The organism is Streptomyces pratensis, from assembly GCF_037137275.1.
GTDB lineage: Bacteria > Actinomycetota > Actinomycetes > Streptomycetales > Streptomycetaceae > Streptomyces > Streptomyces pratensis_B.
The window spans coordinates 1-23,282 of the sequence record NZ_JBBBEN010000099.1 but is presented as its reverse complement, the minus strand read 5'-3'; the positions used below and the strand labels follow the sequence as shown (position 1 = coordinate 23,282).

Below are 23,282 nucleotides of genomic sequence, written 5' to 3'. Positions count from 1 at the left end.
GTCCGGGAGCGTTCCACAGTCACCTGCGCAGGTCGTCCGATCTAGGCGGAACCTTCGGTCACCGTCCCTCTGACGAGAGCGCGGCGACGACCAGCGGTCTTTGGCTTCCTGGTGAGAGTACGCGACCGGGACCGCGCCCGGCAAATCCGTCCCTGCTCGTCCCCGCTCGTCCCTTACGCGGGAGGTCCGGGACGGTGCCCGGCGAGCCTCAGGAGGCGCCCGGGGCCCCGCCCTGCTTCAGCAGCTCCTTGAAGTCCACGGTGTCCGAGGGGGCCGGCCGCTCGGAGGGGATCTTCGTGCCGTAGTCGCTGTAGAAGAGGGTGGAGTCGAACGCGCCGGTCTTCATCTCGCCGCGCTCGGTCTTCTTCACCAGCAGGTCGTCCTCGTCCACCCAGATGTCCACGGTCTGGGTGGTCACCCCGGCCAGGGCCATCTGCTCCTTGAAGGCGGCCAGCTGCTCGGCGTCCAGATCGCTGTTCTTCGCGCTCAGCTCCGCCACGTCGACGGTGCCGGAGTAGTGAGTCGCGGCGACCCCCCGGACGTCCTCCTGCCCGACCTTCTTGACGTCACCGGAGGCCAGGAGCGCCTTCACGCCCTGCTGGGGCGTGCTGTTCTGGATCTGGTCCCTCATGACGTCGCCGGTGGCTCCGCCCAGCTCGGCCAGGTCCTCGTAGGAGTAGCGTATCCAGTGCTTGCCGCCGGTGTCGGCCGCGAGCGCGTCGCCCATGTCGGCGTAGTACTCGTCCTTGAAGTAGCGCGCCCGGATCGATCCGTCGCCGCCCGACTGCTTCAGGGCGTCGGCCATGGTGCCGCCGGTGTAGGCGATGGTCAGCTCGCCCGCGAGTCCGTCGCTCCAGCCGATGACCCCGGACTGCTTCATGGACATCGTGTCTCCCATGCGCGTGGTGCCCTCGACCCGGGCCGACTCGGCGCCGCCGGTCTTCTGCTGCACCTGCTTCAGGGCGGCGACCGAGCTCGTCCTCGCCGCGCCGCCCGAGCGCTTCTTTTCCGCGCCCGAGGAACCGTCCGGGCCGTCCGGGCCCCCGCAGGCCGCCATCGACGTCAGCGCCACCGCCGCGGCCAGAGCCGTCCCCACCCGTCGTGCCGTGATCGTCCGCATGTAACCGGTCCACCCCTCGTATCGTCCGTCGTTCCCCGCACCACAGTGGCACAGGGCGCCGACAGCCATCGCTCCTCGTACAGACGAGGACGGGCCCCGCACCTCGAAAGGTTGCGGGGCCCGTCCACACAGTGCACGCGAACGACGCGGCTACCGGGTGAGCACGGTGGCTCAGACGGCGGCCGGGTCCTCCTCGACGAGGAGGTTGCGGGTGCGGTTGGCGTCCAGCGGGATGCCGGGGCCCATCGTGGTGGCCAGCGTGGCCTTCTTGATGTAGCGGCCCTTGGCGGCGGACGGCTTCAGACGGAGGATCTCATCCAGCGCCGCTGCGTAGTTCTCCACCAGCTTGGTCTCGTCGAAGGAGACCTTGCCGATGATGAAGTGCAGGTTCGAGTGCTTGTCGACGCGGAACTCGATCTTGCCGCCCTTGATGTCGTTGACAGCCTTCACGACGTCGGGGGTGACGGTGCCGGTCTTCGGGTTCGGCATCAGACCACGCGGACCGAGCACGCGGCCGAGGCGGCCGACCTTGCCCATGAGGTCCGGAGTGGCGACGACGGCGTCGAAGTCCAGACGGCCCTTCGCCACCTCGTCGATGAGCTCGTCGGCGCCGACGATGTCGGCTCCGGCGGCTTCCGCGGCCGCAGCACGGTCACCGGTCGCGAAGACCAGGACCCGGGCGGTCTTGCCGGTGCCGTGCGGGAGGTTCACGGTGCCGCGGACCATCTGGTCGGCCTTGCGCGGGTCGACACCCAGGCAGAAGGCGACCTCGACGGTGCCGTCGAACTTCGTGGAGGCGGTGTCCTTGGCGAGCCGGACGGCCTCGAGCGGGGCGTAGTTGCGCTCCCGGTCGATCTTGGCGTCCGCAGCGCGGAGGTTCTTGCTGCGCTTCACTTCTACTCCTGTGGTTTCAGAGTGTGGAGTCGTGGTGCGGACCAGCGCTTGGTCCTACCACTGAGGGCTACGGGGCTGAATCAGCCTTCGACCGTGATGCCCATGGAGCGGGCGGTGCCGGCAATGATCTTCGACGCGGCGTCGAGGTCATTGGCGTTCAGGTCGGGGAGCTTCGTCGTGGCGATCTCGCGGACCTGGTCGGCCGTCAGCTTGGCGACCTTGGTCTTGTGCGGCTCGCCGGAGCCCTTGTCCACACCCGCGGCCTTGAGGATCAGCTTGGCGGCCGGCGGAGTCTTCGTGATGAAGGTGAAGGAGCGGTCCTCGTAGACCGTGATCTCCACCGGCACGACCATGCCACGCTGCGACTCGGTCGCGGCGTTGTAGGCCTTGCAGAACTCCATGATGTTGACGCCGTGCTGACCCAGTGCGGGGCCGACCGGCGGGGCCGGGTTCGCCGCACCGGCGTTGATCTGGAGCTTGATAAGCCCCGTGACCTTCTTCTTCTTGGGAGGCATTGCTCTCTCCGGGTCCAGTTGAGAGTGTTTCGCCGCCGATTCCGGTCATCCGGATGGAGGCATACCGCACAACGATAACGGGTATGGTCGTGCGACCAAAAACCCAGCAGGTCAGACGGGCCGCGAAACCCCTCTGACCTGCTGGGTAGGCATGTGTCCAGAAACCGGCGGGAAGCGCTAGTTCTTCTGGATCTGGTCGAAGCTGAGCTCGACCGGGGTCTCGCGGCCGAAGATCTCGACGAGGCCCTTGACCTTCTTCGAGTCGGCGTTGATCTCGTTGATCGTGGCCTGCAGCGTCGCGAAGGGGCCGTCGGTGACGGTGACCGAGTCGCCCACCTCGAAGTCCAGCACCTGGACCTCGATCTTGCGGGACGGGGCGGGCTTGCCCTCGGCCTCCGCGGCTTCACGGGCGGCCTTCTCCTCGGCCTCCGGGGCGAGCATCTTCACGATCTCGTCCAGGGTCAGCGGGTACGGGTCGTAGGCGTTGCCCACGAAGCCGGTGACACCGGGCGTGTTGCGCACGACGCCCCAGGACTCGTTCGTCAGGTCCATACGGACCAGGACGTAGCCGGGAAGCTTGTTCTGGCGGACGTTCTTGCGCTCGCCGTTCTTGATCTGGACGATCTCTTCCTCGGGCACTTCGGCCTGGTAGACGAACTCCTCGACGTTGAGCGAGACGGCGCGCTGCTCCAGGTTGGCCTTCACGCGCTTCTCGTAGCCGGCGTAGGTGTGGATGACGTACCACTCGCCGGGGAGGCCGCGCAGCTCGTCCCGCAGGGCGGCGACGGGGTCGACGGGGGCGGCCGGCTCGGCCTCTTCCTCGTCGGCGCTCTCGTCGTCGGCCACGGTCGCCTCAGCGGCGTCGTCGGCTTCGCCGGTGACCGTGTCGTCCTCGGGGGCGGCGGTGGCCGCGGCCTGCTCGGCGGGCTCGCCCGCGGCGCGGTCAGCGGCTTCGGCCTGGTCCGGGTCCACGGAGTCAGCAGCCTCAACGATGTCGAGCTCGTCCTTGGCGGACTCGAAGGCACCAGCCTCGGGCTCGACGGCGTCGTTCAGGTTCGGGTCAGACACGATGGCTGCTTCTTCCTGGATACAAAGGGTGGAACGTGCGAAAGGGGCGCCGGTCCGACGCCTTCCGCGGGATCAGCCGAAGACGTACTTGATGACCCGCGCGAATCCCATGTCAAGGACGGTAACAAGACCGATCATGACGACGACGAACACGATCACCACGGAGGTGTACGTCGTCAGCTGGCTACGGGTCGGCCAGACAACCTTACGGAGTTCGGCGACGATCTGACGGTAGAACAGCGCGAGACGGCCCAGAGGGCCCTTCTTGCCGCGCTTGCCGCCCTTCCGAGTCTTCTTCTTCGACTCGGGAGCTTCATCCTCAGCATCAGGCATGTCGATGGAGCCCACGGCGTCCGTCACGCTACTCACCTGATTCCGGGTCGTGGCCGTGCCGCGCCCGGTGGAGCCGCACGGCTGTGCAATGAAGTACGTACATGCGCACACATCCTGGCGAAGGAGTGTGTAGCAGGGCCGGAGGGACTTGAACCCCCAACCGCTGGTTTTGGAGACCAGTGCTCTACCAATTGAGCTACGACCCTTTGTGGTTTCCACCAACCTACCGCATCCTCCCCCGTGACCGGGTGCGGGAACGGTGCGGCCGGTGAAGGCCAACGACAGGTGAGTGTACGTGTTCGGGGCCGCCACGTCGAACAGCCCCTCTCCGGCCGGTCCTCCTCCCGGTGGTGTCCGGGTCCTGTCCGGACGGTGAAACCCCCGTGCCGGCGGCTTTTCCGGTCTGGGACCATGGGGCCCATGAGCGCTGCAACTTCACCGTCCGAGCGCCGGGTTTCCGCCCGCATCGGTGCGATCTCCGAGTCCGCGACCCTCGCCGTCGACGCCAAGGCCAAGGCCCTCAAGGCAGCCGGGCGTCCGGTGATCGGCTTCGGCGCCGGCGAGCCCGACTTCCCGACACCCGACTACATCGTCGAGGCCGCGGTCGAGGCCTGCCGCAACCCGAAGTACCACCGCTACACCCCGGCCGGCGGGCTCCCCGAGCTCAAGGCCGCCATCGCGCAGAAGACGCTGCGCGACTCCGGCTACGAGGTCGACGCCAGCCAGATCCTGGTGACCAACGGCGGCAAGCAGGCCATCTACGAGGCCTTCGCCGCGATCCTCGACCCGGGCGACGAGGTCATCGTCCCCGCCCCCTACTGGACCACCTACCCGGAGTCGATCCGGCTCGCCGGCGGCGTCCCCGTCGAGGTCGTCGCCGACGAGACCACCGGCTACCGCGTCTCCGTGGAGCAGCTGGAGGCCGCGCGCACCGAGAAGACCAAGGTCGTCCTGTTCGTCTCGCCCTCCAACCCGACCGGCGCCGTCTACAGCGAGGCCGACGCCGAGGCCATCGGCCGCTGGGCCGTCGAGCACGGCCTGTGGGTGCTCACCGACGAGATCTACGAGCACCTCGTCTACGGCGACGCGTCCTTCACCTCCCTCCCGGCGATCGTCCCCGAGCTGCGCGACAAGTGCATCGTGGTCAACGGCGTCGCCAAGACGTACGCGATGACCGGCTGGCGGGTGGGCTGGATCGTCGGCCCGAAGGACGTCGTCAAGGCCGCCACCAACCTCCAGTCGCACGCCACGTCCAACGTCTCCAACGTCGCGCAGGCGGCGGCGCTCGCCGCCGTCTCCGGCCCGTTGGACGCGGTCGCCGAGATGCGTACCGCCTTCGACCGCCGCCGCAAGCTCATCGTGCGGATGCTCAACGAGATCGACGGCGTGCTCTGCCCCGAGCCCGAGGGCGCGTTCTACGCCTACCCGTCGGTCAAGGGGCTGCTCGGCAAGGAGATCCGCGGCAAGCGCCCGGCCACCAGCGTCGAGCTGGCCGCCCTGATCCTGGACGAGGCCGAGGTCGCCGTCGTGCCGGGCGAGGCCTTCGGCACCCCGGGCTACCTGCGCCTGTCCTACGCCCTGGGCGACGACGACCTCACCGAGGGCGTCTCGCGCATCCAGAAGCTGCTGGGCGAGGCCAAGACCTGACCCGCTCACCGATCGCGCCCCCGGCCGTCTCCCGGCCGGGGGCGCTTTTTGTTCGAGCGGCCCCCCAAGAGGGAAAGCGGCTACCGCTCCGGCCCGCCCGTGCGGCAGGATCTTCCAATGGAGCGTGATGTACGTCTGTTGCCCAAGGCCCACCTGCACCTGCACTTCACCGGGTCGATGCGGCCCACCACCCTGCTGGAACTCGCCGACAAGTACGGGGTCCGCCTCCCGGACGCCCTGACCGGCGGCGAGCCGCCCGAACTGCGGGCGACCGACGAGCGCGGCTGGTTCCGTTTCCAGCGCCTCTACGACATCGCCCGGTCCTGTCTGCGGTCCCCGGAGGACATCCGCCGACTGGTCCGCGAGAGCGCCCAGGAGGACGTCGCGGACGGTTCCGGCTGGCTGGAGATCCAGGTCGACCCCACCTCGTACGCCCCGCTGCTGGGCGGGCTGATCCCGGCCATCGAGATCATCCTCGACGCCGTGGACAGCGCCGCGCGGGAGACCGGGCTCGGGATGCGCGTGGTGATCGCCGCGAACCGGATGAAGCACCCGCTGGACGCCCGCACCCTGGCCCGGCTCGCCGTGCGGTACGCGGACCGGGGCGTCGTCGGATTCGGGCTCTCCAACGACGAGCGGCGCGGGATGGCCCGCGACTTCGACCGGGCCTTCGCCATCGCCCGCGACGGCGGGCTGCTGGCGGCGCCGCACGGCGGGGAGCTCGCGGGGCCCTCCAGCGTGCGGGACTGCCTCGACGACCTGGACGCCACACGCATCGGCCACGGCGTCCGCGCCGCCGAGGACCCCCGGCTGCTGGGCAGGCTCGCGGAGCGGGGGGTGACCTGCGAGGTCTGCCCCTCGTCCAACGTGGCGCTCGGCGTCTACGACAAGCCCTCCGACGTCCCTCTGCGCACCCTCTTCGACGCGGGCGTGCCGATGGCGCTGGGCGCGGACGACCCGCTGCTGTTCGGTTCGCGGCTGGCCGCCCAGTACGAGCTGGTGCGCCGCCATCACGGCTTCACCGACGAGGAGCTGGCGGAGCTGGCCCGCCAGTCCGTCCGCGCGTCGACCGCGCCCGTCGGCGTACGGGAGAAGCTGCTGTCGGGGATCGACGACTGGCTCGCGTAGGCCGCGCCCCGTGCCCCTCCGACGGGCTCCGCCCGTGGGGCGCTACCCGATCCCGGCCAGCAGCGTCCGGGCGACCGCGCCGGCGAAGTCGTCCAGCGACTGCGGGGGCGTTCCGCCGGGGAGCGCGGCGTAGGCGAAGGCCCGCTGCGCGCAGGCGCCCAGCAGCAGGGAGGCGGCGGCGTAGGTGTCCGCGTCCGCCCGGACCCGGCCCATGTCCTGTTCGGCCCGCAGGTAGGCGTCGAGCTGCTGGATGGGGCGGTGGGGCCCGGTGTCCAGCTCCCGCATGCCCTGCTCGTGCCGGTGCCTGAGCTGGGGTTCGGCGTACAGGGACGCGGCCATCGGGAAGGTCTGCTCGTAGAACAGGGCGGCCTGCCGGGCGATGTCCGTGAGGTTGCCCTCGACCGTGCCCCGCCCCGCGGTCAGGTCGGTGAGCCGGCTCCCGAGCCTCGGCAGCCGCTCCGTGAGGACGGTGACGAAGAGTTCCTCCTTGCCGCTGAAGTACTTGTAGAGCGCCGCCTCGGAGCATCCGGCCGCCCTGGCGATCTCCTTGGTGGTGGTCCGGGCCAGGCCGATGGAGAGCATCAGGTCGTGCGCCGCGTCGACGATCCGGACGCGGGCGGGCTTCTGGTCCATGGGCACTCCAGCCCGGCGGCGAGCCGGGGACGTTGACGAGGGCGTGCGGGTGCGTCCACCCTAGAGGTGAGTGAACACTCACCCACCGAAAGGCACACGATGAGACTCACCGTGTTCGGAGCGACCGGCGGTGTCGGTCAGCACGTGGTGCGGCAGGCCCTGGCCGCCGGCCACGAGGTGACGGCCGTGGTCCGCGACCCCGCGAAGCTGCCCGGCGCCCTCGCGGACGCGGACCTGCACGCGACCGTCCGGCTGGACGACGAGCCGGCGGTGCGGGCCGCGGTGGCGGGCCGGCACGCCGTGCTGTCCTCCCTGGGCTCGCGCGGGCGGAAGGCGAACGGCGTCGCCGAGCGGCTGACCGGCCGGATTCTGACGGCCATGGAGGCCGAGGGGGCGCGGCGGCTGGTGGTGGTGAGCGCGGCGCCGGTCGGCCCGAAGCCGCAGGGCGACCCGCTGGTGGACCGGCTGATGCGCAAGGGCGTCTCCGCGGTCCTGGCGGACGTGTACGCCGATCTCGCCCGGATGGAGGCGGCCCTGGCCCGCAGTGCGACGGACTGGACCGTGGTGCGGCCGCCGAAACTGACGGACGGGCCGTCCACGGGGGTCTACCGCCGGGTCGTGGGCGGCACACCGCGCAGCGGCCGGTCCATCTCACGGGCCGACGTGGCGCACGCGATGCTCGCTCTGACCGACGACGCGACGGCCGTGCGGCAGGGCGTGGGCATCGCCTACTGAGCATCGCCCGCTGGACGCCGACGAACGCGCGCACGGCCGTCCCCGGCCCTGTCGTCCGCCGCTCGGTACCGCGCCTGCCGGGGCGCTACAGGCTGACGCCCACCGTCACCGGCTCGTTGACGAGGGTGACGCCGAACGCGGCGTGGACCCCGGCGACGACCTCGCGCGCCAAGGCCAGCAGGTCCTCTGTGGTGGCCCCGCCCCGGTTGGTCAGGGCGAGGGTGTGCTTGGTGGAGATCCGGGCGGGGCCGCTGCCGTAGCCCTTGGTGAAACCGGCCCGGTCGATCAGCCAGGCCGCCGACGTCTTGGTGCGGCCGTCCTCCGCGGGGAACGCGGGGGGCGTCACGTCCGGGCCCAGGCGCTCGCGGACCCGGGCGAGGAAGTCCTCGTACGGGGCGGGGTCGAGCAGGGGGTTGGTGAAGAAGGACCCCGCGGACCAGGTGTCGTGGTCCTGGGGGTCCAGCACCATTCCCTTGCCCGCGCGCAGCCGCAGCACGGTCTCCCGGGCGGCCGACAGGGGCACGCGCTCGCCCGGTTCGACGCCCATCGCCCTGGCCGTCTCGGGGTACCTGAGAGGCGCCGACAACCCGGCGGCCTCTTCCAGCTCGAAGCGGACACGGAGCACCACGAAACGGTCGGGTTCCGCCTTGAAGCGACTGTGGCGGTAGGAGAACGCGCACTCCGCGTTCGACAGCGTCACCGTCTCCCGGGCGTGCCGGTCATAGGCGACGACCCCCGTGATCGTGGAGGACACCTCCTGCCCGTACGCGCCGACGTTCTGAATGGGCGTCGCGCCCGCGGACCCGGGGATGCCGGCCAGGCACTCGATGCCCGCGAGGCCCTCCTCGACGGTCCGGGCCACGACGTCGGTCCACACCTCGCCGGCCGCCACCTCCAGGGACGTCCCCTCGAGCGCGAAGCCCCGGGTGGCGATCCGCAGGGCGGTGCCGTCGAAGCCCTTGTCCCCGATGACCAGGTTGGACCCGCCGCCGATCACCAGCAGCGGGGTGCCGTTGGTGTCGGCTTCGCGCACCGCGGCGACCACCTCGGCGTCGGTGGTGGCCGTCAGCAGCCGGGCAGCGGGGCCGCCGAGCCGGAAGGTGGTCAGGGGGGCGAGAGGGGCGTCGTGAAGTTCCTGCACGGGGACAAGAGTACGGTCCGCGCCGCCGCCCGAGCGGACGTGCGCCCCTCCCCGGCCAGGTGGCCGCGTACGGGCGAGGGGCGCCCCGGGGGGACGCTCTCCTCGCCCGTACGGCCGCGCGGCCCCGTCCGCCTCGTACGACCGGCCGCGTACGGCGCGGTCGCGCGGCGCGGGCGCAGACCGGGGCCCAGGGCACGACACCCGGGGCCAGGGACCGGCAGGGCTCAGGTTCCAGGGCTCAGAGCTCAGAGCTCAAAAGCTCAAAGCTCAGGGCTCAGGGCTCAGGGCTCAGGCGAGCCGGACGACGGCCCGGGAGACGCCGAGCACCTTCTTGCCGTCGCAGACCGCGACCAGGCCCACCCGCACGAGGTTGTCCTCCAGCTTCTCCGTGACCGTGCCGCTGACCTCGATCAGCGCGCCCTCGTCGTCGTTGGGCACGACGACCGGCCGGGTGAAGCGCACCCCGTACTCGACGACCGCGCCCGGGTCGCCGACCCAGTCCGTGACCACGCGGATCGCCTCGGCCATGGTGAACATGCCGTGCGCGATGACGTCCGGCAGGCCGACCTCGCGCGCGAACTTCTCGTTCCAGTGGATGGGGTTGAAGTCCCCCGACGCGCCCGCGTACCGGACGAGCGTGGCCCGCGTCACCCGGAACGTCTGCGGGGGCAGCTCCGTGCCCTTCTCGACCGACCCGTATCCGACCTTCGCCGTCATCACGCCTCCTCGGCGGCGCGCGCCACCAGCTTCATGAACGCCGTGACCACCAGCTCGCCGGCCTCGTCGCGCACGTCTCCGCGTACATCCAGAATGTCGTTGCCGGCCAGGGACTTGATGCCCTCGATCGTCGTGGTGACCGTCAGCCGGTCCCCCGCGCGCACCGGACGCACATAGGTGAACTTCTGGTCGCCGTGCACCACCCGGCTGTAGTCCAGGCCCAGCTGCGGGTCCTGCACCACCTGCCCGGCGGCCCGGTAGGTGATCGAGAAGACGAACGTGGGCGGCGCGATCACATCGGGATGGCCGAGCGCACGGGCGGCCTCCCCGTCGACGTAGGCCGGATGGGCGTCGCCCACCGCCTCGGCGAACTCGCGGATCTTCTCCCGGCCGACCTCGTACGCCGGGGTGGGCGGATAGGTCCGCCCCACGAAGGACTGGTCGAGCGCCATGAGCTCGCTACCTCCTGATGAAAGACGAATAAAGGCCGCCCCCCGTGTGGGGAGCGACCCCATACAACGACACGAGGCCGCCCCCAGTGGGGGCGGCCTCGTGTACGAGCCTGATTCAGCGCGTTTCGCGGTGCGCGGTGTGCGAGTTGCAGCGCGGGCAGTGCTTCTTCATCTCAAGACGGTCCGGGTTGTTACGCCGGTTCTTCTTGGTGATGTAGTTCCGCTCCTTGCACTCCACGCAGGCCAGCGTGATCTTCGGGCGGACGTCGGTGGCAGCCACGTGAGTGCTCCTTGGACGGACGGTGGACGGATGAACGCATAAAAGAGTAGCCGATCGAAGGACCGACCCAGCAATCGGCTACCGTTAGTAGCGGTGACCGGACTTGAACCGGTGACACAGCGATTATGAGCCGCTTGCTCTACCGACTGAGCTACACCGCTTTGATGATGAGTCGTCCCGCCGAAGCGGGACTTCCCGATCACCAGAGCCCCAATGCGGAATCGAACCGCAGACCTTCTCCTTACCATGGAGACGCTCTACCGACTGAGCTATTGGGGCGAGCGATGAAGACATTACACGCTCCTGGGCCGGTTGCCCAAATCCGTTGGGACAACCCTTCCCGGCCTCCCGTCCGACCCCGCGCACGGCCTCCTCCACACCTCCTGATCAGGCCTTGATCCAGCCCGTGCGGGCTGGCGCCCCGCCCGTCGCGCACAGCCGTTCGGACTGCTCCGGTACGACAATTCAGCGCCCCGCCGGACGCCGCCGCGCCCGCCGCGCCTCACCCGCCGTCCGCCGCGTCCGACGCAGCGAGCGCTGATCCTCCGGGGACCGCGGAAGAGCCCTTAGGCTCGACCCCCACTCCGCGTGATCTTGCACCCCTCCCAGGAGCGCGATGCCTGACAGCCAGCCGCGGCGGCCCGACGACGACGCGCCCGACAGCGCGGCCGCGGCCCCCATCGGCGCCACCCCCGCCCTCGTCCTCAGCGGCGCCCGGCTCGCCGACGGCCGCGCCGTCGACGTCCGGCTGAGCGGCGGCCGCATCGAGGCCGTGGGCACCGCGGGCAGCCTCGCCTCCGGCAGCCCCCGCATCGACCTCCGCGGCTACCTCCTGCTCCCCGCACCCGCCGAGCCGCACGCCCACAGCGACACCGCGCTCACCGCGGACGGCACCGGCCCCGACGGCCCGGGCCCCGCCTCCCAGCGCGCCGAGGACATCCAGCGCCGCGCCACCGAGGCCGCCCTCCTCCAGCTCGGCCACGGCGCGACCGCCCTGCGCGCCCACGTCCGCATCGGCGACGTGCGCGGCCTCGCCCCGTTCGCAGCCGTCCTCCAGTCGCGGCGCACCCTGCGCGGCCTCGCCGACCTCACGCCCGTCGCGGTCCCCCGCCTCCTCACCGGCGTCGCCGGGGCGGACAGCCTCGCCATGCTCCGGGACGCGGTGACGATGGGCGCGGCGGTCGTCGGCGGCTGCCCCGACCTCGACCCGGACCCCATCGGCTACACCGAGGCCGTCCTGGAGGTCGCCGCCGAGCACGGGTGCCCCGTGGATCTGCACACCGACAGCGACGACCCCGCCCGCCTGGCCCGGATCGCCGCCCTGGCGGCGGGGCTGGGCCCCGGCGTCACCCTCGGACCCTGCGCCGGCCTGGCCCGGCTGCCGCCGAGCGTCGCCGCCCGCGCCGCCGACCAGCTCGCCGCCGCCCGGATCACCGTCGTCTGCCTGCCCCAGGGCGGCTGCACCGGCGTGGAGCGCCGTACGGCCGCCCCCGTACGCCTGTTGCTCTCCGCCGGCGTACGCGTCGTGGCGGGCAGCGGGGCGCTGCGCGACACCGCCAACCCCGTCGGCCGCGGCGACCCCCTCGAAGCGGCCTACCTCCTCGCCTCCCAGGTCGGCCTGCGCGCCGAACAGGCGTACGCGATGGTCTCCACCACCGCCCGCGCGGCCCTCGGCCTCCCCGACGTCCGCGTCGAGGCGGGCTTCCCGGCCGAACTCCTGGCCGTACGGGGCGAACAGCTCTCCACCGCACTCTCCCTCGCCTACAGCCGCATCGTCGTCCACCGGGGCCGCGTCGTCGCCCGCACCAGCGCCGTACGGGAGTACTGCGACTCCGACTCCGACGCGACCGCCGGCCTCGACCTGCCGCGCCAGGGGCGATCCGACCCCGGCACGGGACCCGGGAGCTGAGCGCGCGCCCGCCCCCGGGCGTACGGTCGGGGTATGCGCATTGTCATCGCAGGTGGACACGGACAGATCGCACTCCGGCTTGAGCGGCTGCTCGCCGCACGCGGAGATGAAGCCGTCGGCATCATCCGCAAACCCGAACAGAGCCAGGACCTCACCGAAGCCGGCGCCCAGCCCGTCGTGCTGGACCTCGAATCGGCCACCGTCGAGCAGACCGCGGAGGTCCTGCGCGGCGCCGACGCGGCCGTCTTCGCGGCGGGCGCGGGGCCGAACAGCGGCGCCTCCCGCAAGGACACCGTCGACCGCGACGCGGCCGTCCTGTTCGCCGAGGCGGCCCAGGCGGCCGGCGTACGCCGTTACCTCGTCGTCTCGTCGATGGGCGCCGACCCCGACCGTTCCGGCGACGAGGTCTTCGACGTGTACCTGAGGGCCAAGGGCGCCGCCGACGCCGACGTACGCTCCCGGAGCTCGCTGGACTGGACGATCCTGCGGCCCGGCATGCTCACGGACGACGCGGGCACCGGACAGGTCCTCCTCGCCGCCTCGACGGGCCGCGGCCCCATCCCCCGCGACGACGTGGCTGCCACGCTGCTGGAGCTGCTGGACACCCCGGCCACGGCGGGCCTCACCCTCGAAGCGATCTCCGGGAACGTGCCGGTCGCCGTGGCCGTCAAGGACGTCGCGGGCAACTGATCCGGCCTGGCCAGGACGCGTGCAACGAAGAAGCCCCCGACCAGATCACTGGTCGGGGGCTTCTCGTTCGGTGGCGGCGCCAGGGTTCGAACCTGGGTAGGCTGAGCCGGCAGATTTACAGCGGGCTCCATCTAGGGCCTGTGATCTGCGGTTTCTCCGCCAGCGGCCTCTCTGGGGGCACGTATGGGGAAATCCGCTCGACTTCGTGCCGCCACTCCTCATGCACCCGGTGGTCGATGCAGTGCTGTCGGGGACACCGCTCGGCCGGTCTCGGTGTCGACGACCGCTGAGTGTTGCGGTATTACCGCCTCTGAGAGGGCTGACCAAGCAGCAAGAGTCAGTTGGGTCAGACCAGGCACGGATTGCGCGTGGATTGCGCCACGAGAGCGACTCTGTGCGAGGTTCCGCGGTTGCCAGTCGCCGGACGTACGCCGCCGCCGGCTGTTCAATGGCGGGGCGGTTGCCACCTGTAGGGCATGCTCCAGTGCGAGGCCGCAGACAGTTGGGCCCATCTCCTCGGCCAGCGAGTGTTCGTTTGCGGGTGCTTCGGGAAGCAGCAGTGGCCAGCGGATCACCACCACCCTCTCCCAGAGTTCGGGTGGCACCGTGTTGGCCAGGTGGTGGCTCTCGCCCACTGGCAGGTCCCGCAGGCGGCGTTCGGCCTCCTGTGTCTGTCCTACGTAGCAAAGGCCTGCATCGGCGGCGAACACCCCGTAGAGAGCAGGCCCTGTGACAGCAGGGCTGTCTTCGTGTGCTTCGGCCAGGAGGGCTCCGACACGGTGAGCGAACTGGAAGCGGCGCTCCTGCCACCGCGCCAGCAGTGCAGGATCAGCCAGCAGGGTCGTCAGCGATGCTCGCCAACCGCGGTAGGCATCGTCGTACGTCTGATCATCCACGGACCGCAGCGTAGACCTTGGTTATGGCAGTGAGCAGGAACGGCTTTCAGGTCTGCCCCGCCTACTGAGGTTTAGGGGCCCGCTGAACTGCACTTACAGCATGCACAACCCTTGCGCACTTCGCTTGGCCCGCGCATGACCTACAGACGGCCCAGGGATCCCCATCGGATCTATCGGCAGCCCCTCGATCCGCCATCAGCGCTTCCATAGGTGGCCAAAACGGCACAAAATAACACAATGCTTGAATATGCGGATGATCCTGAAAATTATATGTCATTTACCATTGCCCTGAATCAAGGACTACTTTCTGGCACGATTGACGTATGACACCGAACAGCAACAGTCCGACCAGGATCGCTTTCTTTAATCACAAAGGAGGAGTGAGCAAGACAACCAGCGTATTCCATGTCGGATGGATGCTTGCCGAACGAGGCCACACGGTTCTCATGGTGGACACGGACGCCCAGTGCAATCTCACAGGCATGGTCATGGGCTTCAAAGGATCTGGCGAACTTGAGGCATTCTACGCCGCGCATGGAGACTCTACGATTCGCTCAGCCGTCGCTCCGGCATTCGAGGGACGACCACGACCGATTGAAGCCGTAACGACCGTTCAAGTCTCTGGAAGAGAAGGACTGCATCTACTTGCCGGAGACATTCGCCTGGCGGAATACGAAGTAACGCTTGGCATCGCTCAAGAACTATCTGGATCGATTCAGGCGCTGCAAAATGTGCCGGGAAGCATTTCGTATGCGATCGACGAAACAGCCAGATCAATTGGCGCTGACTACGTTTTGATCGACATGAGTCCTGGCCTGGGCGCGATCAATCAAAACCTGGTCGGAATCAGCGACTACGTCATCGTCCCTGTCGCCCCAGATTTCTTTTCCGTTATGGCTCTTGACTCTCTTTCTCGCGTGCTTCCACGATGGCGGAAGTGGGCCTCTCAGGCCGCTTCGATGGAGATCCTAGCCGACGCCGCCTATCCCTTCCCGGACAGGAACACTAAGGTCCTTGGGACCATCGTTCAGAGATTCCGACCCCGCGCTGGAAAGCCCGCTGCTGCTTTCCAGCGATGGATCAACGAGATCGGACACTCGTTCAAGTCGACCCTTCGACCCGCCCTCCAAAAGAGCGGTCAACTCCTCTCTCCCGAGGCATACAGCAAGGCAGGAGTCAGGGAAGATATGGCGCTAGCCTATATCGCTGACTTCAATAGCCTTATCGGCGTCTCCCAAGAGCACAGCACACCCGTCTTTGCGCTGACGGAGGACCAGATTCCCAACGTCGGCGTCGTGCTTGACACGAATATTGAATCCACCGAGCGATTTCATGCTGAGTTTTCTGAACTCGCGCAAAGGATTGAAAAGCTCACATTGATCAGCGGCGAGATGGACACCACTCTGCCCCCTGTCGAGATCCGAGAATAGTCCAGATGAGCGCCAACCCTAGTCCTGCATACTCGGAATTCATCAGGCACATCTCCGCAGCGCGACACACGGCGGGCACCGCGTCGGCCTTGAGTCTCCAAGTAACTGGGGCACTCCAAGTGGGCGACCTTCTCCGTGGCGCACTGGTTCAGGGCGTTAGCGCCCTGGACCGCTACATCCACGAGGAGGTCAGAGAACGTCTACTTCAGCTGTTCGAGCACGAAGCTCCACCAGCGGCGATGCTCAAGCTCCAAGTTCCCCTGTCAGCGGTTCGAAAGTTCAACGAAGAGGGTGGCGTGGCATGGCTCGATGAAGTGGTCAGGGAGCGTCACTCGTACCTCTCATTCCAGAACCCGGACAAAATTGCAGACGCGATACGTTTAGTGTCAGAAAGGGAACTCTGGAAAGAGATCGGTGAAATCACTGGCCGACCAGCCCGCGACCTTAAACAGGAACTTAAGCTGATCGTCGCCAGGCGCAATTCCATTGCGCATGAATCTGACATCAGTCCTGTTCCACCCTATGAGCAGAACCCAATCACGTTTGAGGATGTCACCTCTACACTCAACTTTGTTGAGCAAATCGTTTCAGCGATTCACGTGATCCTTAAATGAGATAGTGAAACCTGTAACAGCACCCCCGTTGCACTTCGGCTAGCCATGGAGTGCGTTGGCGGATGGCTTGCATACCCTGGCCCGGTGGTCATGCAGATAGACAAGCTCAAAGCTGGAGGGCCGGTACTGAAATCAGTACCGGCCCTCCAGCCTGCTGCTTAGCTGCCCCCTATAGCAAGTCTATGTGACGGCGCCTGGCTACGCATGGCCCGCAAGGCTGCTAATCCGCCGGCGCGAGGCGGCTCGTGAACCCTTCGGAACACAGATTTTCGTAGGCCGCAGCAACAGAGTCCGGCACCTCTTGCCTGATCATGAAGCCTTGCTTCGGGTAGATGAGCAGACGCTGTTGGGCCCCCACGAGCATGTCCAGCACTAGACGCGGGTCCTTCATGGAGTCGACGTACTCCGCGAGCGTCATAGGTGCCGATGCACTGACGATCTCGACTCCCGGCCAGACTTTGCGGGCCGTCGCGTATGCCCGCCGCTCCTCATACGGCTTACTCACGAGCATTGCGGATGACACCTCGATGCCTCGCCCTCTGAGTAGTTCGCGTGTGAAGTTGATGTTTTCGCCTGTATTGCGCGCCTTCGGCTCAACGAGGATCACTGATGCAGGAACGCCCAGTCCCAGCGCCCGTTCCCGATAGTGCTCGGCTTCCCCCCGGGGCATCCGGTCACGAGTCGTCCTGCTGGTCGCCCCTGTGAAGACGATCAGTGGGAACATGCCGCGCTGGTAGAGCTTCACGGTCACATCAGCCACGCCGAGGTCATGACTACCGAGACCGATGCCGACCGAACAGGGCCGCGGTTGGTGGTGCATCTGCTGGAAATCCCAGAGCCGCTGGGCATCAGACCAAGTCTGCACGGAAATCACTGCGTCTCACCTTCCGCCGAGTCGGGAACCTTGAAGTCGTACGCCCAAGCGAAGCGGGTCGCTGCGTGAACACCGATGGCGAACTCCACCACAGTCCCGTCAGCCGTGTAGGTGGTCCGGTGTAGTTCCACAACCCACTCTCCGGGCGCGAGTTGAAGAATCGCGGCTTCCTCCGACGCCGCGGCACGCGCGAATAGCTCCTCCCGCATGTGGTCAATCTCGTACCCCGCGTCGTAGAGCACGCGATACCCGCCGCCCTTGCCGGCCGGGCCCGGAGTCGGGTCGACAAGCCGTGTTCCCTCGACGTGCTCCGGACGGTAGTAGCTGGTCAGGGTGTGCGTGGGCTGGTCCCCTTCCCTCACAAGGCGGGCTCGCGCGTATACCTCGGAACCTTCCGGGAGACCGTGTGCAGCAGCCACGATTGGCGTGGCCGGCACACGGCGCACGCTTTGCGTCTGCTCGCCGCGCTTGTGCGCACGCCCCGAAGCCACGCGGTCAGCAATAAACGCGACCTCCTCCCCGTCACGCCATTTGGCTTTGTCGTACCGAGCGATACCGAGCCGCTTGAGTGGCGCCCGGCTCCGCACCACGGTGCCGTGGCCTCGGGAAGAGGTCACCAGCCCTTCGGCCTCCAACGCCTTGTAGGCAGCGTGAACCGTGGACTTCGACCCCTCGCCATCCTTGACCAGGTCACGGATATGCGGCAGCTGCCGGCCCGGGGGCAGCTCACCACTTTTGATCTGCTCGGCCAGCTTGTCGGCCAGTTCCCGCCACTTGGGTGCCACGCGCACTCCTCTCAACGACATCCAGTCAAACACAGTCCCAGGACTGTTGACAGTCCCAGGACTGTGAGCCATTGTCATCTCAGGCGCACCGCAGTCCTAGGACAGCGAGCATCTGCCGCCCTTCTTTGGGCTGCCTGCACAGCACAGGAAGCACACGCATCAGTGCTTGGTGAGTCCCGCTCCGGCGGGAGCCCCTGCCTACCAGGGGTTACCGCGCTCGTCAGGGAACTGCTGGTCCTTCTGAACTGAACAGTGTGTGAGTGATTCGACGGGGTGGAAGTCCCTGTCCCCGCGGACGGCCGGGCGATGTCGTCGGCGGCCCCTTTTGGCGTGCTGGCTCTGGAGAACAGCCCTGGTGATCATCACCATGACTGCCACCCGGTACGCGCCGCTCTGCTGGCGTCAGAGCAGTGACGATGACGCACCGATTCGCAGGCTCGGGACTGGTCAGCCGTGGTAGCGGCTGGCTGGCGAAGCCCTGCCGGTTGCCTCCCCCGCCCGTCCGGTCTTCTTGGGTCGTACGGGCGGGGCCGAGGGGAGCCGGATAGCTGGTTTCCAACGGCGAGAACCCCCGGAGCAGCAACTCCGGGGGTTCGTGGTGAGCCGTTCCTGCCTGAAAGGAACAGACCCATGAAAAGCATCGCAGCACTTGAGGCCGTTGTTACGGCCACCCCGTTCGACGGTGAGCCGTCGGACGCCGAGCTGGACACGATCGAGACGGAGATGCCCGCCATTCTGGCGGACGTCGTCCTGCTGGACGCGCAGATCATGACCATCGACCGCACGCCGACCGAGCTGGACGAGCGGCGTATCCGCCGGGCCCGCCGGCGGGTGCTGGCGGCCCGCCGGGAGCTGGCCAACCGGTCGGCCGACGTGAGCCTGTCGGGAGGTGCGGCCTGATGGACGGTCGCTTCGATCTCACCGCCTACGACCGCACCCGCATCCTCGCCGCCCGCCAGGCCCTCGCGGATGCACAGTCCATGAGCCTGTTGGATGTGTCCGCCATGGCCCGGATGATCGGCCGCCTTGAGGCCACCGTGGAAAGCCTCATCGAGATGGTCGACCGTCCGGTTTCGGGTGGTGCGGCATGAGTGCCAAGGCCGCGAAGACGGTTCTGCCGGCCGTCGCGATGACGGCGGTGTCCATGATCCTGACGCTGGCCGTGGTCGTGATGTGGCTGGGCACCTCGATGCCGTGGCTGATCGCGCTGGTGGTCGGGCTGGGGATCGACGGAGGGTGGCTCGCCACGCTCGCTTACGAACGTCGGCTCGCCGCGCAGGGCGACCATTCCACCCCGGTCACAGCAGTGGGCTGGGGCTTCGGCCTGGTCGCGACCGGTGTCCTGGTTGCCCACGCCGTCACCGCCGATGGAAGCGCCGGCGCGTGGCTCGCGGTCGCCTGGCTGCCCCTGGCCGCGAAAGCCTTGTGGCTGGTTCACGGGTTGTGGGAGCGGACCGCGCTGACCGGGTCCGCGCTGGAGGCGATCCAGGGCATCCAGCAGGAAGCCCGCGACGAAGCCGCGGTCGCCCGTGCTCGGCTGCGGGCCGAGGCGGGCACGGAGGAGACGCGGTTGACGGCTGTGACGCAGGCCGGGGCGCGCGTCGCACGCGTCCAGGCACAGACCGCCACCACCCTCGCCCGTGCCTGGTCGACGCTGGAGAGCACCCGGTCCGGGAAGGACACCGGCAGGGCGCTGACCAGCGTGACGACCCGCGTCACACCCGGCGTCGCACCCACCTGGGAGCTACCAGTCTGGGGCCCCACCACCCCGCTCCCCGCACTGGAGGCCACGCCCGCCTTGAGCGATGTGGAGCTGGACCGGTTGGTGGATGAGATCCGGCACAGCGAGACCCCGGCCCTGTCCTACCGGGAGATGTCCACTCGCTTCCGGGCCGCCGGCCACTCTGCCTCCGAAGTCCGGCTCCGGGGCGCGTGGAAACGCGTCGCGGCCGCCTGATGGCCGACATCTACCGGTGGCGTCTCGCCCCCGACGGGTTGGCCACCCGCCGTCAGCTCCGCGCGATGGGGCTGCGGCCGGGTGGTCAGGACGTCGTCGCGGAACTCCACCGGCCCCGCCGTCGACGTGAACCGCTGGTCGCCTACCTCTACCGCGTCGACCGGGCCAAGCCCGTACGCCCCATGACCCCGGCCCGCGCCGCCGCTCTGGCTGCGGCCATGCGGGCCCGCCGCACCTGCCCCAACTGCCATGTCGACGCCGGGTACTGCATCCCGCGCTCGCTCGGCATGTGCGTGCCCTGCCACGACACCCCCGCCGCCTGACCCGAAGGGACACCACATGGACCACCTGCCCGCCCCCCGGCCCCCGTCCGTCGTGCACCTCCCGGACGGCACCCCCGCCTACACCGACCACCTCCCCGCCACCTACCAGCCCACCAACGCGGTCCCGCAGATCGTCCACGTCCACCAGGCACCCCCGGACCGCACCGTTCAGCGCCTCGCCCTCGGCTCCGGCATGGGCGCCGGGGCCGTCGCCGCCGGCGTCTACTTCGGCCCCCTCCTCGTCGGGGCGCTCACCGCAATCGCCGCGAACCTGGCGATCCTCGCGTTCCTCGCCGTCGCCCTGACGTGGGGGGTCGTGAGCGTCGTGAAGTCGGTAGGAGGTGCGGACGGCAAGGCCGCCGCCTCTTCGCTGCGCAGGGGCCGCCGTCGCTGACGGCCCTCTGTCCGTCCGGTCTCGTACCGGGCGGGCGGAGGGCCGGACAGACCGGCCCCCGCCAGGGAGGTTCACCATGTACAGCTACACCCGAGCCGAGTCCCGCGAACGTTCCCGCTTGTTCCGCAAGGGCTTCAAGCAGGCTCTGGCCGACTGTGTCGACGACAGGGTGACGGCCCGTATCCACGCCATCGACGCCGTGGCCGCCGAGCGCGGGCAGCGGGAGCTGACGGCATTGCACGAGGTGCAGGCCACCACCCGGCAGGAGTTGGCCAGGGCCAAGGCCGCCGAGCGCACCGCCCCCCGCACCGACAAGACCGCCGCCCGCCAGGCCCGCAAGGACGCCGAGCAGCGCGTACGCCTCGCTGAGCGGGCCGTCCACAAGGCCGAGCGCGACTGAGCGGGGGCGGCCGGACCCGGCCAAGGAAACCGGCCACCCCTCCTTCCCCCGTCCCGAACCATCGAGCAGGAGGAAGTACCAGCATGACGGACACCACGGCACCGGCCGCGCATCTGCGGCCGGTCCCCGACCTGGACGACGACCACGAAACGACCGTGCCCGTCGCGGTCGACAACCCCGCCCTGCCGGAGCCGAAGGTGAGCGTGGAGAAGCGCAAGCCGGTCCTGGCCGGGTGGCTGACCGACCGGCGCGACTTCACCGCCACCGCCCGCCACGCCGGCGCGAACGCCGGATACAGCGCCCTCTTCCACGGCGTGCGGCTCCCGGTCTACGCCGGGCGTCTCGCGCTGATGTCGCCGCGGGGGGCCTGCCGGTTCATCGCCACCACCAACCGGTGGATCTGGGACCGCGAAGCCGCCCCCCTGCGGGCCGCCGCCGTCCGCGCCGAGGACGTCGAGGAGTACATGCGCCTGTCCCGGCTGCGGGCCGGACGGGTCCGGCTGCGCGGCCTGGTCACCCTGGTCGCCGCCGTGTTCGGCGTCGGCTTCGCCCTCTGGCTCTACGTCATGGCCCCCGCGCTGATGTACGCGTTCGCGGCCGGCGGTGTGCTGCTCCTCGGTATGGCCGGTCAGCAGCCCGACGCTCCGGTCATCGGCCCCGCCGTGTTGAAGACGGAGGTGCAGAAGCTCACCGGGTCGATCGTGCTGCGCGGTCTCGACTCCATCGGGAACAGCCGGATCAGCGCCGCCATCAAGAAGGGCGGCGACATGAACGGGCTGCGCTTCACCAGCGAGATCGTCCGCGACGGCCCCGGCTACCGCGCCGACCTCGATCTCCCGTACGGGGTGACGCCCGAGGACATCATGGAGGCCCGCAAGCCGCTGGCGTCCGGGCTGCGGCGCAAGGTCGGCTGCGTCTGGCCCTCCCCCGATCCGTCCGAGCATGAGGGGCGGTTGGTGCTGTGGGTGGGGGACAAGCCGATGAACGAGACCACCAAACCCGCCTGGCCCCTCCTCAAGACCGGGCAGGTGGACCTCTTCAAGCCGGTGGTGTTCGGCAACGACCAGCGCATGCGCGACGTGTCCGTGACGCTGATGTTCGCCGCCGTGGTCGTCGGCTCGATCCCCCGCATGGGCAAGACGTTCCTGATGCGGCTGTTCCTCCTCATCGCCGCACTCGACCCCCGCGCCGAGCTGCACGCGTTCGACTTCAAGGGCACCGGCGACTTCGGAGCCCTGGAACCCGTCTGCCACCGCTACCGGGCAGGCGAGGAGAACGACGACATCGAATACGTCCTGGACGCGCTGCGGGAGCTGAAGGAGGAGCTGCGCCGGCGGGCGAAGGTCATCAAGTCCCTGCCGCGCTCCCGCTGCCCGGAATCCAAGGTCACCCCGGAACTGGCCAGCGACAAGAGTCTGGGGCTGCACCCGATCGTGGCCGGGTTCGACGAGTGTCAGGTGCCGTTCGAGCACGAGGAGCACGGCAAGGAGATCGAAGCGATCTGCACCGACCTCGTCAAGCGAGGCCCGGCCCTCGGGATCGTGACCCTGTTCGGGACGCAGCGCCCGGACGCGAAGTCGCTGCCCACCGGGATCAGCGCGAACGCGGTGCTGCGCTTCTGCCTCAAGGTCATGGGACAGCCCGCCAACGACATGGTGCTCGGCACCTCGATGTACAAGGCCGGGTACCGGGCCACCATGTTCTCCCGCTCCGACCGGGGCATCTGCTGGATGGCCGGCGAAGGAGACGACCCGCGCATCGTGGCGTCCGCGTTCGTGGACGCGGTGGCCGCCGAGCAGATCGCCGCCCGCGCCCGCCAGGTCCGCGAGGAGTACGGCAACGTCACCGGCCACGCCATCGGCCACGGGCCCGAGAAGTCCGGGCAGTCCGATGTGCTGGCCGACGTCCTCGCCGTTATCGCGTCCGACGAGAAGTCCGTGTGGTGCGAGCGGATCGCTACCCGGCTCGCGGCGGCGCAGCCGGACGTCTACGGCGGGTGGAAGGGCGAGAACGTCACCGCCGCCCTCAAGCCCCACGGCATCAAGGCCGGGCAGGTCTGGGGCCAGACCGACACCGGCGAGGGCAAGAACCGGCGCGGCATCGACCGCGCCGACATCACCGCCGCCATCACCCGCCGTAACCAGAGCAAGGCCGCTGCCTGACCCCAGCAGGACTGCTAGACCTAGCACCCCCGGCTGCTAGGTCTAGCACCCCCGCTAGCACCCCACACCCGCCCTGAGCTGCGACCTAGCGTCTAGCAGCCCACCTGCGGAAACACCCGGAAACCCGCCTGACGAAGGGATGTGAGCCCCTCGTGGCGCTCGCTAGCCTCCTCATCCTCCTCACC

At 69.0% G+C, this 23,282-nt stretch carries 26 protein-coding genes and 3 tRNA genes; 14 read left to right on the top strand and 15 right to left on the bottom strand.

Annotated features, from left to right (window positions below):
- Positions 1–208: 208 nt before the first annotated feature.
- From V9U70_RS25305 to V9U70_RS25280, 6 genes are all read right to left on the bottom strand, one after another.
- Entirely contained in the window at positions 209–1,120 is a 912-nt protein-coding gene (locus V9U70_RS25305) for an SCO4651 family lipoprotein (protein ID WP_336678860.1), read from the bottom strand.
- A 171-nt stretch (positions 1,121–1,291) separates the two neighbouring features.
- Positions 1,292–2,014, bottom strand: coding sequence for a 50S ribosomal protein L1 (gene rplA, locus V9U70_RS25300; RefSeq protein WP_336678858.1), 723 nt, complete (start codon positions 2,012–2,014; stop codon positions 1,292–1,294).
- An 80-nt stretch (positions 2,015–2,094) separates the two neighbouring features.
- Complete coding sequence (gene rplK / locus V9U70_RS25295) at positions 2,095–2,529, bottom strand: 50S ribosomal protein L11 (protein ID WP_018550660.1); 435 nt, start codon at positions 2,527–2,529, stop codon at positions 2,095–2,097.
- A 177-nt stretch (positions 2,530–2,706) separates the two neighbouring features.
- Positions 2,707–3,597, bottom strand: a complete 891-nt coding sequence (gene nusG / locus V9U70_RS25290) for a transcription termination/antitermination protein NusG (RefSeq protein ID WP_336678854.1) — start codon at positions 3,595–3,597, stop codon at positions 2,707–2,709.
- A gap of 72 nt (positions 3,598–3,669) precedes the next feature.
- Positions 3,670–3,957, bottom strand: a complete 288-nt coding sequence (gene secE, locus V9U70_RS25285) for a preprotein translocase subunit SecE (protein WP_018960177.1) — start codon at positions 3,955–3,957, stop codon at positions 3,670–3,672.
- A gap of 106 nt (positions 3,958–4,063) precedes the next feature.
- Positions 4,064–4,136, bottom strand: a tRNA-Trp gene (locus V9U70_RS25280).
- A gap of 214 nt (positions 4,137–4,350) precedes the next feature.
- On the opposite strand from V9U70_RS25280, the gene V9U70_RS25275 reads away from it, so the two are divergent.
- Positions 4,351–5,577 carry a pyridoxal phosphate-dependent aminotransferase gene (locus V9U70_RS25275; RefSeq protein ID WP_336678853.1) on the top strand — a complete coding sequence of 409 codons (1,227 nt, stop codon included), beginning with the start codon at positions 4,351–4,353 and terminating at the stop codon, positions 5,575–5,577.
- A gap of 117 nt (positions 5,578–5,694) precedes the next feature.
- On the top strand, positions 5,695–6,705 hold the full coding sequence (locus tag V9U70_RS25270; RefSeq protein ID WP_336678852.1) for an adenosine deaminase: 1,011 nt from the start codon (positions 5,695–5,697) through the stop codon (positions 6,703–6,705).
- 42 nt (positions 6,706–6,747) lie between these two features.
- On the opposite strand, the gene V9U70_RS25265 is transcribed toward V9U70_RS25270, so the two are convergent.
- On the bottom strand, positions 6,748–7,338 hold the full coding sequence (locus tag V9U70_RS25265; protein WP_336678851.1) for a TetR/AcrR family transcriptional regulator: 591 nt from the start codon (positions 7,336–7,338) through the stop codon (positions 6,748–6,750).
- A gap of 99 nt (positions 7,339–7,437) precedes the next feature.
- Between V9U70_RS25265 and V9U70_RS25260 the strand changes: the two genes are divergently transcribed.
- Entirely contained in the window at positions 7,438–8,073 is a 636-nt protein-coding gene (locus tag V9U70_RS25260; RefSeq protein ID WP_336678849.1) for an NAD(P)-dependent oxidoreductase, read from the top strand.
- An 85-nt stretch (positions 8,074–8,158) separates the two neighbouring features.
- Here V9U70_RS25260 and V9U70_RS25255 read toward each other — a convergent pair whose 3' ends face one another.
- The 6 genes from V9U70_RS25255 to V9U70_RS25230 form a co-directional block, all read right to left on the bottom strand.
- The gene (locus tag V9U70_RS25255) at positions 8,159–9,214 is read right to left on the bottom strand and encodes a UDP-N-acetylmuramate dehydrogenase (RefSeq protein WP_336678848.1); all 1,056 of its coding nucleotides are present in this window, start codon (positions 9,212–9,214) and stop codon (positions 8,159–8,161) included.
- A gap of 288 nt (positions 9,215–9,502) precedes the next feature.
- A complete protein-coding gene (locus V9U70_RS25250; protein WP_336678846.1) occupies positions 9,503–9,931 on the bottom strand; it encodes a MaoC family dehydratase in 429 nt (142 codons plus the stop codon).
- Positions 9,931–10,383, bottom strand: a complete 453-nt coding sequence (locus tag V9U70_RS25245; protein ID WP_336678844.1) for a MaoC family dehydratase N-terminal domain-containing protein — start codon at positions 10,381–10,383, stop codon at positions 9,931–9,933. The genes V9U70_RS25250 and V9U70_RS25245 overlap by 1 nt, the downstream gene beginning before the upstream one ends.
- A 115-nt stretch (positions 10,384–10,498) precedes the next feature.
- Entirely contained in the window at positions 10,499–10,663 is a 165-nt protein-coding gene (gene rpmG / locus V9U70_RS25240) for a 50S ribosomal protein L33 (RefSeq protein ID WP_003956487.1), read from the bottom strand.
- 88 nt (positions 10,664–10,751) lie between these two features.
- Positions 10,752–10,824, bottom strand: a tRNA-Met gene (locus tag V9U70_RS25235).
- 45 nt (positions 10,825–10,869) lie between these two features.
- Positions 10,870–10,942: transfer RNA gene (locus V9U70_RS25230), tRNA-Thr, on the bottom strand.
- Between the two features lie 337 nt (positions 10,943–11,279).
- Between V9U70_RS25230 and V9U70_RS25225 the strand changes: the two genes are divergently transcribed.
- The 4 genes from V9U70_RS25225 to V9U70_RS25210 all read left to right on the top strand — a co-directional run bounded on the left by V9U70_RS25225 (position 11,280) and on the right by V9U70_RS25210 (position 16,202).
- Positions 11,280–12,572: an amidohydrolase family protein gene (locus V9U70_RS25225; RefSeq protein ID WP_336678841.1), complete on the top strand. Its 1,293-nt coding sequence runs from the start codon at positions 11,280–11,282 to the stop codon at positions 12,570–12,572.
- A 33-nt stretch (positions 12,573–12,605) separates the two neighbouring features.
- Positions 12,606–13,262 carry an SDR family oxidoreductase gene (locus tag V9U70_RS25220; RefSeq protein WP_336678839.1) on the top strand — a complete coding sequence of 219 codons (657 nt, stop codon included), beginning with the start codon at positions 12,606–12,608 and terminating at the stop codon, positions 13,260–13,262.
- Positions 13,263–14,481: 1,219 nt separating this feature from the next.
- Positions 14,482–15,588, top strand: a complete 1,107-nt coding sequence (locus V9U70_RS25215) for a ParA family protein (protein ID WP_336678837.1) — start codon at positions 14,482–14,484, stop codon at positions 15,586–15,588.
- Positions 15,589–15,593: 5 nt separating this feature from the next.
- A complete protein-coding gene (locus tag V9U70_RS25210) occupies positions 15,594–16,202 on the top strand; it encodes a HEPN domain-containing protein (RefSeq protein WP_336678835.1) in 609 nt (202 codons plus the stop codon).
- Between the two features lie 220 nt (positions 16,203–16,422).
- On the opposite strand, the gene V9U70_RS25205 is transcribed toward V9U70_RS25210, so the two are convergent.
- Both V9U70_RS25205 and V9U70_RS25200 read right to left on the bottom strand, forming a co-directional pair.
- Complete coding sequence (locus V9U70_RS25205; protein ID WP_336678834.1) at positions 16,423–17,076, bottom strand: YdcF family protein; 654 nt, start codon at positions 17,074–17,076, stop codon at positions 16,423–16,425.
- Positions 17,073–17,861, bottom strand: coding sequence for a GntR family transcriptional regulator (locus tag V9U70_RS25200; protein ID WP_336678832.1), 789 nt, complete (start codon positions 17,859–17,861; stop codon positions 17,073–17,075). Before V9U70_RS25200 ends, V9U70_RS25205 begins: the two co-directional genes overlap by 4 nt.
- Before the next feature lie 630 nt (positions 17,862–18,491).
- Between V9U70_RS25200 and V9U70_RS25195 the strand changes: the two genes are divergently transcribed.
- The 7 genes from V9U70_RS25195 (at position 18,492) to V9U70_RS25165 (ending at position 23,097) form a co-directional block, all read left to right on the top strand.
- Positions 18,492–18,761 carry a DUF6284 family protein gene (locus V9U70_RS25195; protein WP_336678830.1) on the top strand — a complete coding sequence of 90 codons (270 nt, stop codon included), beginning with the start codon at positions 18,492–18,494 and terminating at the stop codon, positions 18,759–18,761.
- Positions 18,761–18,952 carry a hypothetical protein gene (locus V9U70_RS25190; RefSeq protein WP_336678828.1) on the top strand — a complete coding sequence of 64 codons (192 nt, stop codon included), beginning with the start codon at positions 18,761–18,763 and terminating at the stop codon, positions 18,950–18,952. Before V9U70_RS25195 ends, V9U70_RS25190 begins: the two co-directional genes overlap by 1 nt.
- A complete protein-coding gene (locus V9U70_RS25185; protein WP_336678827.1) occupies positions 18,949–19,818 on the top strand; it encodes a protein spdB in 870 nt (289 codons plus the stop codon). The genes V9U70_RS25190 and V9U70_RS25185 overlap by 4 nt, the downstream gene beginning before the upstream one ends.
- Positions 19,818–20,141 carry an RRQRL motif-containing zinc-binding protein gene (locus V9U70_RS25180; protein WP_336678825.1) on the top strand — a complete coding sequence of 108 codons (324 nt, stop codon included), beginning with the start codon at positions 19,818–19,820 and terminating at the stop codon, positions 20,139–20,141. The genes V9U70_RS25185 and V9U70_RS25180 overlap by 1 nt, the downstream gene beginning before the upstream one ends.
- Before the next feature lie 16 nt (positions 20,142–20,157).
- Positions 20,158–20,535: a DUF6251 family protein gene (locus V9U70_RS25175; RefSeq protein ID WP_336678823.1), complete on the top strand. Its 378-nt coding sequence runs from the start codon at positions 20,158–20,160 to the stop codon at positions 20,533–20,535.
- A gap of 76 nt (positions 20,536–20,611) precedes the next feature.
- Entirely contained in the window at positions 20,612–20,935 is a 324-nt protein-coding gene (locus V9U70_RS25170; RefSeq protein WP_336678821.1) for a hypothetical protein, read from the top strand.
- 83 nt (positions 20,936–21,018) lie between these two features.
- The gene (locus tag V9U70_RS25165) at positions 21,019–23,097 is read left to right on the top strand and encodes a cell division protein FtsK (RefSeq protein ID WP_336672947.1); all 2,079 of its coding nucleotides are present in this window, start codon (positions 21,019–21,021) and stop codon (positions 23,095–23,097) included.
- The last annotated feature ends 185 nt before the right edge of the window (positions 23,098–23,282 follow it).

What these genes read in the sequence shown, in the direction of transcription:
- V9U70_RS25305 (WP_336678860.1), bottom strand. Translation starts at nt 1,120, where the DNA reads ATGCGGACGATCACGGCACGACGGGTGGGGACGGCTCTGGCCGCGGCG.
- rplK (WP_018550660.1), bottom strand. Translation starts at nt 2,529, where the DNA reads ATGCCTCCCAAGAAGAAGAAGGTCACGGGGCTTATCAAGCTCCAGATC.
- V9U70_RS25275 (WP_336678853.1), top strand. Translation starts at nt 4,351, where the DNA reads ATGAGCGCTGCAACTTCACCGTCCGAGCGCCGGGTTTCCGCCCGCATC.
- V9U70_RS25270 (WP_336678852.1), top strand. Translation starts at nt 5,695, where the DNA reads ATGGAGCGTGATGTACGTCTGTTGCCCAAGGCCCACCTGCACCTGCAC.
- V9U70_RS25265 (WP_336678851.1), bottom strand. Translation starts at nt 7,338, where the DNA reads ATGGACCAGAAGCCCGCCCGCGTCCGGATCGTCGACGCGGCGCACGAC.
- V9U70_RS25260 (WP_336678849.1), top strand. Translation starts at nt 7,438, where the DNA reads ATGAGACTCACCGTGTTCGGAGCGACCGGCGGTGTCGGTCAGCACGTG.
- V9U70_RS25250 (WP_336678846.1), bottom strand. Translation starts at nt 9,931, where the DNA reads ATGACGGCGAAGGTCGGATACGGGTCGGTCGAGAAGGGCACGGAGCTG.
- V9U70_RS25245 (WP_336678844.1), bottom strand. Translation starts at nt 10,383, where the DNA reads ATGGCGCTCGACCAGTCCTTCGTGGGGCGGACCTATCCGCCCACCCCG.
- V9U70_RS25225 (WP_336678841.1), top strand. Translation starts at nt 11,280, where the DNA reads ATGCCTGACAGCCAGCCGCGGCGGCCCGACGACGACGCGCCCGACAGC.
- V9U70_RS25220 (WP_336678839.1), top strand. Translation starts at nt 12,606, where the DNA reads ATGCGCATTGTCATCGCAGGTGGACACGGACAGATCGCACTCCGGCTT.
- V9U70_RS25215 (WP_336678837.1), top strand. Translation starts at nt 14,482, where the DNA reads ATGACACCGAACAGCAACAGTCCGACCAGGATCGCTTTCTTTAATCAC.
- V9U70_RS25210 (WP_336678835.1), top strand. Translation starts at nt 15,594, where the DNA reads ATGAGCGCCAACCCTAGTCCTGCATACTCGGAATTCATCAGGCACATC.
- V9U70_RS25195 (WP_336678830.1), top strand. Translation starts at nt 18,492, where the DNA reads ATGAAAAGCATCGCAGCACTTGAGGCCGTTGTTACGGCCACCCCGTTC.
- V9U70_RS25190 (WP_336678828.1), top strand. Translation starts at nt 18,761, where the DNA reads ATGGACGGTCGCTTCGATCTCACCGCCTACGACCGCACCCGCATCCTC.
- V9U70_RS25185 (WP_336678827.1), top strand. Translation starts at nt 18,949, where the DNA reads ATGAGTGCCAAGGCCGCGAAGACGGTTCTGCCGGCCGTCGCGATGACG.
- V9U70_RS25180 (WP_336678825.1), top strand. Translation starts at nt 19,818, where the DNA reads ATGGCCGACATCTACCGGTGGCGTCTCGCCCCCGACGGGTTGGCCACC.
- V9U70_RS25175 (WP_336678823.1), top strand. Translation starts at nt 20,158, where the DNA reads ATGGACCACCTGCCCGCCCCCCGGCCCCCGTCCGTCGTGCACCTCCCG.
- V9U70_RS25170 (WP_336678821.1), top strand. Translation starts at nt 20,612, where the DNA reads ATGTACAGCTACACCCGAGCCGAGTCCCGCGAACGTTCCCGCTTGTTC.
- V9U70_RS25165 (WP_336672947.1), top strand. Translation starts at nt 21,019, where the DNA reads ATGACGGACACCACGGCACCGGCCGCGCATCTGCGGCCGGTCCCCGAC.